This is a genomic window from Mycobacterium sp., assembly GCF_019243155.1.
Classification (GTDB): Bacteria; Actinomycetota; Actinomycetes; order Mycobacteriales; family Mycobacteriaceae; genus Mycobacterium.
Genome location: NZ_JAFAUS010000206.1, coordinates 1 through 11,347 on the forward strand (window position 1 = coordinate 1; position 11,347 = coordinate 11,347).

Consider the following 11,347-nt stretch of genomic DNA (forward strand, 5'->3'; position numbering starts at 1 on the left):
CTACGCGGGCATGCTCAAGTACGGGTTCGACGACGCCCGTCCGGTCCTGGAGCGGGCCAGCGCCCGCGAGACGGCCGCCCGCGTCGCGGCGGGCACCGTCGCGCGGTTCTTCCTGCGGCAGGCGCTCGGGGTCGAGGTGCTGTCCCATGTCATCGCGATCGGCCCGTCGGCGCCCTACGGGGGGCCGCCCCCGCGCCCGGAAGACCTGGCCGCGATCGACGCCAGCCCGGTGCGCGCCTATGACAAGGCGGCCGAGGAATCCATGATCGCCGAGATCGAAGCCGCCAAGAAGGACGGCGACACGCTCGGCGGTGTGGTGGAGGTGGTGGCGCTGGGCCTGCCGATCGGTCTTGGCTCGTTCACCAGCGGCGACAACCGGCTGGACAGCCAGCTGGCCGCCGCGGTGATGGGCATCCAGGCGATCAAGGGTGTCGAGATCGGCGACGGTTTCGAGACGGCCCGCCGCCGCGGCAGCCGCGCCCACGACGAGATTTACCCCGGACCCGACGGCGTGGTCCGCTCTACCAACCGCGCCGGGGGTCTCGAAGGCGGCATGACGAATGGCCAGCCGTTGCGGGTGCGCGCCGCGATGAAGCCCATTTCCACCGTGCCGCGGGCGCTGGCCACCGTCGACATGGCCACCGGCGACGAGGCCGTCGCCATCCACCAGCGCTCGGACGTGTGCGCGGTGCCGGCCGCCGCCGTGGTGGTCGAGACCATGGTGGCGCTGGTGCTGGCCCGCGCGGCGCTCGAGAAGTTCGGCGGCGATTCGCTGACCGAGACCCGCCGCAATGTCTCGGCCTACCTGCGTGCCGTGGCCGACCAGGAGTCGCCGGCCGCCCGGGGTACCGCGTAATGGCCCCCAGGGCGGTGCTTGTCGGGTTGCCCGGGTCCGGCAAAACGACCATTGGAAAGCGGCTGGCCAAGGCGCTCGGGGTCGGCTTTCTCGACACCGACGTGGCCATCGAGCAGCAGACCGGCCGCAGCATCGCCGACATCTTCGCCAGCGACGGGGAGCAGGAGTTTCGCCGCATCGAGGAAGAAGCGGTGCGTGCCGCGTTAGCCGAGCATGACGGCGTGGTGTCGCTCGGCGGCGGCGCCGTCACCACCGCGGGGGTCTGTGACGCGCTCGTCGGGCACACCGTCATCTTCCTGGAGATCAGTGCCGGCGAGGGGGTGCGGCGCACCGGCGGCACCGCCGTGCGGCCCCTGTTGGCCGGGCCCGACCGCGCCGAAAGGTTTCGCACGCTGATGACTGAACGAACTCCGTTGTACCGCCGGGTGGCGACCATGCGCGTCGACACCAACCGCCGCAATCCCGGGGCCGTGGTCCGCCACATCGTCTCGCGGTTGCAGGCACCGGCCTCTCATTCCTGCGGGGCGGCCACATGACCCACCCCGAACCCATCACCGTGGAGGTGGCCGTCGACCCGCCGTATCCGGTGATCATCGGCAAGGGCCTGCTGACCGAGTTGGAAGACCTGCTGTCCAACCGGCACCGAGTGGCGATCGTTCACCAGCCCGTCCTCACGGAGACCGCGGAGTTGATCCGAAGCCGCTTGGCGGACAAAGGTGTTGACGCGCACCGGATCGAGATCCCGGACGCCGAAAACGGCAAGGATCTGCCGGTTGTCGGCTTCCTCTGGGAAGTGTTGGGCCGCATCGGTATTGGGCGCAAAGATGCACTGGTCAGCCTCGGTGGCGGCGCGGCCACCGATGTGGCCGGGTTCGCGGCGGCCACCTGGTTGCGCGGCGTCTCCATCGTGCACGTGCCGACGACATTGCTCGGCATGGTCGACGCGGCCGTCGGTGGCAAGACCGGCATCAACACCGACGCGGGCAAGAACCTCGTAGGCGCGTTCCACCATCCGCTCGCGGTCCTGGTCGACCTGGCGACTCTGGAAACGTTGCCGCGCAACGAACTTGTGGCCGGAATGGCCGAGGTGGTCAAGGCCGGGTTCATCGCCGATCCGGTGATCCTCGACCTCATCGAGGCCGACCCCCAGGCCGCGCTGGACCCGACGGGTGACGTGCTGCCCGAGCTGATCCGGCGCGCGATCGCCGTCAAGGCCGAGGTGGTCGCCGCCGACGAGAAGGAGTCGGAGCTGCGCGAAATCCTCAACTACGGCCACACATTGGCACACGCGATCGAGCGTCGCGAACACTATGAGTGGCGGCACGGCGCCGCGGTGTCGGTCGGTCTGGTGTTCGCCGCGGAACTCGCCCGGCTTGCCGGGCGGCTCGATGAGGAGACCGCGCAACGCCACCGCAGCATCCTGTCGGCGATCGGCCTGCCGGTCAGTTACGACGCCGACGCCTTGCCGCAGTTGCTGGAATACATGACCCAGGACAAGAAGTCGCGGGCCGGGGTGGTCCGCTTCGTGGTCCTCGACGGCCTTTGCAAACCGGGGCGGCTGGCCGGTCCGGACCCGTCGCTGCTGGCGGCGGCCTACGGGGGAGTTGCTTTTCAGGACGGTGGCTCGTGACCACGGTGAACGTTATCAATGGCCCCAACCTCGGTCGCCTCGGCCGCCGCGAGCCCGACGTGTACGGCGACACGACGCACGATCAGCTAGCCGAGCTGATCGAACGGGAAGCTTCAGCTCTTGGCCTCAAAGCCGTTGTGCGACAGAGCGATAACGAGGCTCAGCTGCTGGACTGGATTCACTGCGCCGCAGACGCGGGGGAGCCGGTGATCCTCAATGCCGGCGGCCTCACCCACACCTCGGTGGCGCTACGCGATGCGTGCGCCGAATTGAGTGCACCACTGATCGAGGTGCACATTTCCAATGTGCATGCGCGCGAGGAGTTTCGGCGGCATTCCTACATCAGCCCGGTCGCAACCGGAGTGATCGTCGGGCTGGGCATCCAGGGCTACCAGCTCGCCCTGCGCTATTTGGCCGCGAACGCCGAAGCCTAGTCCTTCTTGGGCTCAGAGCCCGGCTTAGTGTGCTCGTCGCCAGTACGGATGACCTCGGTCTTCGGGTCGTCGTCGGCCTTGGGGAGTGACTCGGTCGGTGCTTCGCGCTCGTCGGCCTCGGCAGGCACGCCCCAGCGCCCGGTCGGAAGCGACTCGGTGTGCGCCCCACGCTCGGTGTTACGTTCGGCGGTGGCAACCGACCCGGTCCGCTCCTCGTGCCGGGCGGCGGCGCCGGTGGCCGCTCCACCGGTCGGCGCGTCGTCGGAACGCACGGCCGCGAAGACATCGGTATCGGCGCGTTCCTCGTCGGCGTCGCGTTCCCCGCGGGGCGGGGGATTGCGGTCCACCCGCCAGCGGCCGATCGTGACGCCGATGATCCCGGGCAGGAACACGCAGAGCGCGGTGAAGGCCGCGAAGGTCGTCAGCTCATTGAGGATGCCCCCGGTGTACAGACCCTGGTAGAACAGCGCGATCAGCCAGCAGACCGCGCCGCTGAGGACGCCCGCCAGCAGCCCGGCCAGCAGCCAGGTCATCGCGAGGTCGCGGCGGCGATCGGGATCCGGGTTGGCCTTGGCGTCGGCGCGGCCGTCGAGCACTCCCCACACCGCCACGGCGATGATGAAGAGAATCAGCAGCGTCACGCTGAACAGACCGGCATTCGTCTGCCACGCGTTGATCAGGGCGCCCTGAATCAAACGAAGGACGACCATGGCCGCGGCATATGCCAATCCGCGCAGCATCCAGTTAGTCATGGGCAATCAGCGTAGCGAGTACCGTCAAGAGCCGTGACACATTCACAGCGTCGAGACAATCTGAAAGCGCAAATCGGTGCCATCGGGCTGGACGCGATGCTGGTCACCGACCTGAACAACGTGCGATACCTATCGGGTTTCACCGGTTCCAACGGCGCGTTGCTCGTGTTCGCCGACGATCGCGGAGCGGTGCTGGCGACCGACGGCCGCTATCGCACCCAGGCAGCCGAGCAGGCGGCGGGCCTCGAGATCGCGATCGAACGTGCCCTCGGGCGGCACCTGGTCGGCCGGGCCGCCGACGGTGGCGTGCAGAAGCTGGGCTTCGAGAGCAACGTGGTCACGGTCGACGGTTTCGACGCGCTCACCGGCGAGCTGGGCGAGCGCAAGGCGGCAACCGAGCTGGTCCGGGCCGCCGGCACCGTCGAGGCCTTGCGCGAGGTCAAAGACGCCGGGGAAGTGGCCCTGCTTCGGCTGGCCTGCGAGGCCGCCGACGCGGCACTGGCCGAACTGGTGGCCCGTGGCGGCCTGCGACCGGGACGCACCGAACGTGAGGTCAGCCGGGATCTGGAATCCCTGATGCTCGACCACGGCGCCGACGCGATCTCCTTCGAGACCATCGTGGCGGCCGGGCCGAACTCGGCGATCCCACATCACCGCCCGACCGATGCGGCGTTGGCCAACGGTGATTTCGTCAAAATCGACTTCGGCGCGCTGGTCGCCGGCTACCACTCCGACATGACGCGCACCTTCGTGCTCGGCAAGGCCGCCGACTGGCAGCTGGAGATCTATCAGCTGGTCGCCGATTCGCAGCGGGCGGGCCGAGAGGCGCTCGCCCCGGGCGCCGGCCTGCGCGAGGTGGACGCCGCCGCGCGCCAGCCGATCGTCGACGCGGGCTACGGCGAGCAGTTCAGCCACGGTCTGGGACATGGCGTGGGGCTGCAGATCCACGAGGCGCCCGGAATCGGGGCCACGTCGACCGGGACGCTGCTGGCCGGCTCCGTGGTGACCGTGGAGCCCGGTGTCTACCTGCCCGGCCGTGGCGGTGTGCGCATCGAGGACACGCTGGTGGTGCCCGGCGAAGCGTCAGGAGAGACCCCGGAGCTGCTGACCAGGTTCCCCAAGGACCTGACAGTTCTGACATGACGTCCATGCGCGGGGGTAAAGTCGCCGTCGTGCGCGGGATGGAATCGATCGGACATGGGCTGGCTCGCCTGCGGGATTTCCGCTGGGACATGTATGCCCAGCCCATGCGCGAGCTGCGGCTGGAGATGCAGATCGTGTTCTTCTCGTTGCACATGCCGTTCGGCAGCGGGACCACGCTGAACGTCCCCGTGCTGACGATGATCAAGCCGGTGTCGGCCGCGTCGGGCCAGGCGCCGGCGGATCGCCCGGCGTAAGCCCCCCGGCCCGGGGCCACCGGCCACGGCGCACCCTAAACTGGCTGAGAAAGTCGCAGACAGTCGAGTAGCTGACTGTCGATCCTCGAGGAGATATACCGAACCGTGCCAAGCACTGCCGATTTCAAGAATGGACTGGTGCTGGTGATCGACGGCCAGCTGTGGCAGATCGTCGACTTCCAGCACGTCAAGCCCGGCAAGGGCCCGGCTTTCGTGCGGACGAAGCTGAAGAACGTGCTGTCCGGCAAGGTCGTCGACAAGACCTACAACGCCGGCGTGAAGGTGGAGACGGCCACGGTCGACCGGCGCGACACCACCTACCTGTACCGCGACGGCTCGGACTTCGTGTTCATGGACAGCCAGGACTACGAACAGCACCCGCTGCCGGAATCGCTGGTCGGCGATGCCGCCAAATTCCTGCTGGAGGGCATGCCGGTGCAGGTGGCGTTCCATGACGGGGCGCCGCTGTACCTCGAGCTCCCGGTGACGGTCGAACTCGAGGTCACCCACACCGAGCCGGGCCTGCAGGGCGACCGGTCCAGCGCCGGCACCAAGCCCGCGACCATGGAGACGGGCGCGGAGATTCAGGTGCCGCTCTTCATCAACACCGGCGACAAGCTGAAGGTCGACTCACGCGACGGGAGCTACCTGGGGCGTGTCAACGCGTGAGCAAGCCCGCGCGGCCTCTTAAAGGGAGACATCAGGCCCGTAAGCGGGCCGTGGACCTGCTGTTCGAGGCCGAGGCCCGCGGGCTGAGCCCGGCGGAGCTCGTCAACATCCGCACCGCGCTTGCCGAGTCGAACCCCGACGTCGCCGCCCTGCAGCCGTACACGAGCACCGCGGCCCAAGGCGTCGGCGAGCACGCCGCGCACATCGACGACCTGATCAGCTCCCATCTGCAGGGCTGGACCCTGGACCGGCTGCCCGCCGTGGACCGTGCCATTCTGCGGGTCGCGGTGTGGGAGTTGCTGTATGCCGATGACGTGCCGGAGCCGGTCGCCGTGGACGAGGCCGTGCAGCTGGCCAAGGAGCTGTCCACCGATGAGTCGCCGGCTTTCGTCAACGGCGTGCTGGGCCACGTCATGCTGGTGACGCCGCAGATCAGGGCGGCCGCGCAGGCGGTCCGGGGTGCGGCGGGTTCGACCGCCGCCGAGGCGCCGGAGGAGCACGGAACGCAGTCATGACCCGGCTGGAGCTGCGCGCCCTCGTTGCGGCCGTACTGGCGGCGACCGTGGTCCTGGGTGCCGTCTTGTGTGCCGCCTACGGCCTCGCCATCGTGGCGGCCGTCCTCGCGATCTACGCGCTGGGCGTAGGCGCCTGGCTGTATCACTGCGTCGAACGACTGATCCTGGCGCGCCGCATCAGCACCGTTCGCTCGGCGGCCAAGCCGCTGCAGCCGCTGCTGCCGGTGATGGCGGCCATTATGGGCATCACGCAGGGCGTGGTGAGGTCGCTGTCCGACGTCACCGAGTTGCCTGCCCGCCGATGGGACCTGCCGGTGCTGCGGTGGGTAGACAGCAGTCGGACGACCCGACGTGTCGTGGACGGCGACGACGAGCTCGACCACTGATCCAGCTGCGCGAAACGATCACGCGGGCAGCGGAGCGGGGTCACAATACGAGCTGCGCCGACGGCCGCAAGCCGCAGCAGAAGGACAGGTGACGTGATGAATCGCTACACGAAACAGCCGCGACGACTTCGGGTCTCCGCGCTGGCGGCGGTGGCCAACCCCTCGTACGCACGCGTGGACACGTGGAACCTGCTCGACGATGCCTGCCGTCACCTCGCCGAAGTCGATCTCGCCGGCCTGGACAAGACGCATGACCTGGCGAAGGTGAAGCGCCTGATGGACCGCATCGCCGCCTACGAGCGGTACTGGCTTTACCCGGGTGCGGGCAACCTGGCGGCCTTCCGCGCTCACCTGGAGAGCCTGTCCACCGTGCGGCTGTCCGAAGAGGTTTCCCTCGCCGTGCGGCTGCTGAGCGAATACGGGGATCGCGCAGGGCTTTTCGACACGTCCGCTCCGCTGGCCGACCAGGAGCTGGTCGCGCAGGCCAAACAGCAGCACTTCTACACCGTGCTGCTTGCCGATGACGCCCCGAGCACGACGCACGACTGCCTGGCCGAGAGCCTGCGGGCGTTGCGTTGTGCGTCCGACGACGTCCAGTTCGAGGTCCTCGTGGTGCCCAGCGTGGAGGACGCGATCACCGCCGTCGCGCTGAACGGTGAGATCCAGGTCGCGATCATCCGCGACGACCTGTGCCTGCGCTCGCGCGACCGGGTGCCGCTGATGAACACGCTGTTGGGCCCCAACGAGGATGCGAGCGGCGTCATCCCGGACAGCGCCAACGACTGGGTCGAGTGCGGCGAGTGGATCAGGGAATTGCGTCCCCACATCGACCTGTATCTGCTGACCGACGAGTCGATAGCGGCGGGTGACGACGTCGAACCCGACGTCTACGACCGGACCTTCTACCGGCTCAACGACGTCACCGACCTGTACAGCACGGTGCTCGCGGGTTTGCGGAACCGTTACAGCACACCGTTTTTCGATGCGTTGCGGGCATACGCCGCGGCGCCAGTCGGTCAGTTCCACGCCTTGCCCGTCGCGCGGGGCGCCAGCATCTTCAACTCCAAGTCGCTCCAAGACATGGGAGAGTTCTACGGCCGCAACATCTTCATGGCCGAGACCTCGACGACGTCCGGCGGCCTGGACTCGCTGCTGGACCCGCACGGCAACATCAAGAAGGCGATGGACAAGGCCGCGCACACCTGGAACGCCGACCACACCTACTTCGTCACCAACGGGACGTCGACCGCCAACAAAATCGTCGTGCAGTCGCTGACCCGGCCCGGCGACATCGTGCTGATCGACCGCAACTGCCACAAGTCGCACCACTACGGCCTCGTGCTGGCCGGGGCGTATCCGTTGTATCTGGACGCATATCCGTTGCCACAGTTCGCGATCTACGGTGCGGTGTCGCTGAGCACCATCAAGAAGACTTTGCTGGACCTCGAAGCAGCCGGTCAGCTGGACCGGGTGCGCATGCTGTTGCTCACCAACTGCACCTTCGACGGCGTGGTCTACAACCCGCTGCAGGTCATGCAGGAGGTGCTGGCGATCAAGCCGGACATCTGCTTTTTGTGGGACGAGGCCTGGTACGCGTTCGCCACCGCCGTGCCGTGGGCCCGCCAGCGGACCGCGATGGTGTCCGCCGAACGCCTCGAGCAGATGCTGGCGTCCCCGGAATACGCTCGGGAATACCGGGATTGGGCGGCGTCCATCGAGGGGGTGGACCGTTCCGAGTGGCTCGACCGACGGCTGCTGCCCGATCCCGCTCGCGCGCGGGTCCGCGTCTATGCAACGCATTCCACACACAAGTCGCTGTCGGCGCTGCGGCAGGCGTCGATGATCCACGTCCGCGACCAGGATTTCAACGCGCTCACCCGCGACGCGTTCGCCGAGGCGTTCTTGACGCACACCTCCACCTCGCCGAACCAGCAACTGCTCGCGTCGCTGGATCTGGCGCGCCGCCAGGTCGACATCGAAGGCTTCCAGCTGGTCCGCCAGGTCTACGACATGGCGCTGGTCTTCCGCCATCGCGTCCGCCGGGATCGGTTGATCAACAAGTGGTTCCGCATCCTCGACGAGTCGGACCTGGTGCCCGAGGAATTCCGGGCGTCGTCGGTGAGCTCGTACCGCGAGGTCAGGCAGGGGGCGTTGGCCGAGTGGAACGAGGCGTGGCGGTCCGACCAATTCGTGCTGGACGCGACGCGGGTGACCCTGTTCGTCGGCAAGACCGGAATGAACGGTTACGACTTCCGCGAGAAAATTCTGATGGAGCGGTTCGGCATCCAGATCAACAAGACGTCGATCAACAGCGTGTTGCTGATCTTCACGATCGGCGTCACGTGGTCGAGCGTGCACTACCTGCTCGATGTATTGCGCAGGGTGGCAATCGATTTCGACCGCGACCTGTCTGAGGCCAGCGTCGCCGATCGGCGATTGCAGGAGCGCCGCGTCGAGGAGATCACCGAGGACCTGCCACACCTGCCCGATTTCAGCGAGTTCGACGTCGCCTTCCGGCCCGTTGACGCGTGCAATTTCGGCGACATGCGTTCGGCCTTCTATGCCGGATACGAGGAGACCGATCGCGAGCATGTGCTGATCGGCACGGCGGGCCGGCGGCTGGCCGAGGGCAAGACCCTGGTGTCGACGACGTTCGTGGTGCCCTACCCGCCCGGTTTCCCGGTGCTGGTTCCCGGTCAGGTGGTCTCGAAGGAGATCATCTACTTTCTCGCCCAACTCGACGTCAAGGAGATCCACGGGTATAACCCCGATCTCGGGTTGTCGGTCTTCACCGAGTCCGCCCTGCAACGGATGGAGGCCCAACGGAACGCGGCGATCGCCGCGGTCGGCACCGCGTTCCCTTCCTTCGAATTACCCTCGGACGCTTCGGGTTTGAACGGTCACGACGCGGTGCGAGTGGGGGCCGAGGACGCTTGAGTCGGGGTACCGAACGGACTGGGGTCCGCCCCCGTCGGCGCCGCCCCGATGACCCCGGCGCCGAGGGCGATCGCAACGCCGACCAGGAATCGGAGTATCACCCGGTCACCGCTCCGAAAGACTCTGTCAATCAGTCGAGTCCGTGAACTAACCGTGACGGGCGCCAGCTTAGGAGGGGCCCGCTGAGAAGCCGCTGAGAAGTCGCAGCGGGCCGCGTGTTCCGCGGTGGAGGGGTTCCCTGCAGAATCAAACGGTGCTCCCTCGCTTGGGCATTTCCGCTCGCTCGGCCGCTGTGTCGGCGATCGTCGTGCTGTGCGCGCTCACCATCGCCGGCGCGGGACTGGACGGAATTCTTTACCGGACGTTGCTGGCCAGCGTCGATTACGCCTCCGCCGAAAGAGTTCGTGACATCGTCAAGGACCTGCAGTCCGATTCACCCGCCGAACTCGATAACGCCCTGATGAACACCGACCAACGGGTGATCGCAACCCAATTGATCGCTCCCGACGGCACGGTGGTGAAGCGATCCGCCTCGGCACCGCAAACACCGTTGGTCCCGGTCAACAAGTTCGACTTCAACCTGCGTGCCCTACCCGACGACGCGGTGGCGGGCGACAACATGCGGGTCAGCGGTCAGCGGGTTGCGACCGCATCCGGTGATTACACCGTGCTGGTGGGCGGGGGAAGCGAGGCGGTCGAGGCGACGGCGCGCACCGTCGCGATCCTGCTGGCCTGTGGCGCGCCGATCATCGTCGCCGTGGCGGCGGCGGCGACCTATTGGCTTGTGCGCCGGTCGCTGCAGTCGGTGGACGCGATCCGTGCGCAGGTGGCCGAGATCTCGACATCCGACCTGGCCGAACGGGTGCCCGTCCCGGACAGCCGAGACGAGATTGCCGCCCTGGCGCTCACCATGAACGAGATGCTGTCGCGGATCGAAGCCGGCCACCTCGCGCAGCGACGCTTTCTCGGTGACGCGTCCCACGAACTGCGCAGCCCGCTGGCAACCATCATCTCCGGGCTCGAAGTCGCCGAGGCTCACCCCGACCTGCTCGATGCCGACTTGGCGGTCAACACCCTGCTGCCCGAAGCGCAACGCATGCACACCCTGATCCAGGATCTGCTGCTGCTGGCCCGCGCCGACGAGCAACGACTGGTGCGGCGCAAAGAACAGGTCGCTCTCGATGACCTTGCCGAGGCCGAGGCTGCGCGGGTGCGGCGCGGTGCGCCCTGTGCGATCCACACCGATATCAGCCCGGCGCTGTTGACAGGTGACTCGGCGGCGGTGTCACGGATGATCCGCAACCTCGTGGACAACGCTGTCCGGCATGCGAATTCGCGCGTTGACGTCGAGCTCACCAGCCGAAAAGGAACTGTCACGCTGACCGTCAGCGACGACGGACCCGGGATCGCTCCCGCCGAACGCACCCGGGTGTTCGAGCGCTTCGTGCGCCTGGATTCAGATCGCGCCCGCACCAGCGGGGGAGCAGGCCTTGGTCTGGCGATCGTCGCCGAGGTCGTCACCGCTCACGACGGGACGATCACCGTGGCCGACCGGCCGGGCGGCGGAACCAGAATGGTCGTGACCCTGCCCGAATGCGTGGGTCAGGGGAGCAGTCGGTAACCCGCGCCACGCATTGTCTCAATTGTATTGGTACCGAAGGGAATATCAATCTTCCGGCGTAGATTGCGCACGTACACCTCTACGATGTTCTCGGGGCCATCGAAGTGCCAATCCCAAACGCCTTGCACGATATCGGTTTTCGTCACGACA

13 protein-coding genes are annotated in these 11,347 nt (G+C 67.4%); 11 read left to right on the forward strand and 2 right to left on the reverse strand.

Annotated elements, in window-relative coordinates; all coding sequences use genetic code 11:
• The 4 genes from aroC to aroQ all read left to right on the forward strand — a co-directional run.
• The coding region (gene aroC / locus JOZ00_RS10210; RefSeq protein WP_293343335.1) for a chorismate synthase at positions 1 to 856 on the forward strand (856 nt) is incomplete at its 5' end.
• Positions 856 to 1,392, forward strand: coding sequence for a shikimate kinase (locus JOZ00_RS10215; RefSeq protein WP_293343337.1), 537 nt, complete (start codon positions 856 to 858; stop codon positions 1,390 to 1,392). The genes aroC and JOZ00_RS10215, both read left to right, overlap by 1 nt.
• Positions 1,389 to 2,486, forward strand: coding sequence for a 3-dehydroquinate synthase (gene aroB, locus JOZ00_RS10220; protein ID WP_293343338.1), 1,098 nt, complete (start codon positions 1,389 to 1,391; stop codon positions 2,484 to 2,486). The genes JOZ00_RS10215 and aroB overlap by 4 nt, the downstream gene beginning before the upstream one ends.
• The gene (gene aroQ, locus JOZ00_RS10225) at positions 2,483 to 2,920 is read left to right on the forward strand and encodes a type II 3-dehydroquinate dehydratase (RefSeq protein ID WP_293343339.1); all 438 of its coding nucleotides are present in this window, start codon (positions 2,483 to 2,485) and stop codon (positions 2,918 to 2,920) included. Before aroB ends, aroQ begins: the two co-directional genes overlap by 4 nt.
• Here the strand turns inward: aroQ and JOZ00_RS10230 are convergent.
• A complete protein-coding gene (locus tag JOZ00_RS10230; protein ID WP_293343341.1) occupies positions 2,917 to 3,672 on the reverse strand; it encodes a B-4DMT family transporter in 756 nt (251 codons plus the stop codon). The genes aroQ and JOZ00_RS10230 overlap by 4 nt on opposite strands.
• Before the next feature lie 33 nt (positions 3,673 to 3,705).
• Here JOZ00_RS10230 and JOZ00_RS10235 point away from each other — a divergent pair, with 33 nt between their 5' ends.
• The 7 genes from JOZ00_RS10235 to JOZ00_RS10265 all read left to right on the forward strand — a co-directional run bounded on the left by JOZ00_RS10235 (position 3,706) and on the right by JOZ00_RS10265 (position 11,197).
• Positions 3,706 to 4,815: an aminopeptidase P family protein gene (locus tag JOZ00_RS10235; protein ID WP_293343343.1), complete on the forward strand. Its 1,110-nt coding sequence runs from the start codon at positions 3,706 to 3,708 to the stop codon at positions 4,813 to 4,815.
• Positions 4,812 to 5,069, forward strand: a complete 258-nt coding sequence (locus JOZ00_RS10240) for a hypothetical protein (RefSeq protein WP_293343345.1) — start codon at positions 4,812 to 4,814, stop codon at positions 5,067 to 5,069. Before JOZ00_RS10235 ends, JOZ00_RS10240 begins: the two co-directional genes overlap by 4 nt.
• 105 nt (positions 5,070 to 5,174) lie before the next feature.
• Positions 5,175 to 5,738 carry an elongation factor P gene (gene efp / locus JOZ00_RS10245; RefSeq protein WP_293343347.1) on the forward strand — a complete coding sequence of 188 codons (564 nt, stop codon included), beginning with the start codon at positions 5,175 to 5,177 and terminating at the stop codon, positions 5,736 to 5,738.
• Positions 5,735 to 6,253: a transcription antitermination factor NusB gene (gene nusB, locus JOZ00_RS10250; protein ID WP_293343349.1), complete on the forward strand. Its 519-nt coding sequence runs from the start codon at positions 5,735 to 5,737 to the stop codon at positions 6,251 to 6,253. The genes efp and nusB overlap by 4 nt, the downstream gene beginning before the upstream one ends.
• A complete protein-coding gene (locus JOZ00_RS10255) occupies positions 6,250 to 6,639 on the forward strand; it encodes an antitermination protein NusB (protein ID WP_293343351.1) in 390 nt (129 codons plus the stop codon). The genes nusB and JOZ00_RS10255 overlap by 4 nt, the downstream gene beginning before the upstream one ends.
• Before the next feature lie 96 nt (positions 6,640 to 6,735).
• Positions 6,736 to 9,576 (forward strand): aminotransferase class I/II-fold pyridoxal phosphate-dependent enzyme, encoded by a 2,841-nt coding sequence (locus JOZ00_RS10260; protein WP_293343352.1) that lies wholly within the window; start codon positions 6,736 to 6,738, stop codon positions 9,574 to 9,576.
• A 253-nt stretch (positions 9,577 to 9,829) separates the two neighbouring features.
• Entirely contained in the window at positions 9,830 to 11,197 is a 1,368-nt protein-coding gene (locus JOZ00_RS10265) for a HAMP domain-containing sensor histidine kinase (protein WP_293343353.1), read from the forward strand.
• Here JOZ00_RS10265 and JOZ00_RS10270 read toward each other — a convergent pair.
• Positions 11,179 to 11,347, reverse strand: a 169-nt coding sequence (locus JOZ00_RS10270) for a helix-turn-helix domain-containing protein (protein WP_293343355.1), incomplete at its 5' end; no start/stop codon positions are given. The genes JOZ00_RS10265 and JOZ00_RS10270 overlap by 19 nt on opposite strands.

What these genes read in the sequence shown, in the direction of transcription:
- JOZ00_RS10215 (WP_293343337.1), top strand. Translation starts at nt 856, where the DNA reads ATGGCCCCCAGGGCGGTGCTTGTCGGGTTGCCCGGGTCCGGCAAAACG.
- aroB (WP_293343338.1), top strand. Translation starts at nt 1,389, where the DNA reads ATGACCCACCCCGAACCCATCACCGTGGAGGTGGCCGTCGACCCGCCG.
- JOZ00_RS10230 (WP_293343341.1), bottom strand. Translation starts at nt 3,672, where the DNA reads ATGACTAACTGGATGCTGCGCGGATTGGCATATGCCGCGGCCATGGTC.
- JOZ00_RS10240 (WP_293343345.1), top strand. Translation starts at nt 4,812, where the DNA reads ATGACGTCCATGCGCGGGGGTAAAGTCGCCGTCGTGCGCGGGATGGAA.
- JOZ00_RS10255 (WP_293343351.1), top strand. Translation starts at nt 6,250, where the DNA reads ATGACCCGGCTGGAGCTGCGCGCCCTCGTTGCGGCCGTACTGGCGGCG.
- JOZ00_RS10260 (WP_293343352.1), top strand. Translation starts at nt 6,736, where the DNA reads ATGAATCGCTACACGAAACAGCCGCGACGACTTCGGGTCTCCGCGCTG.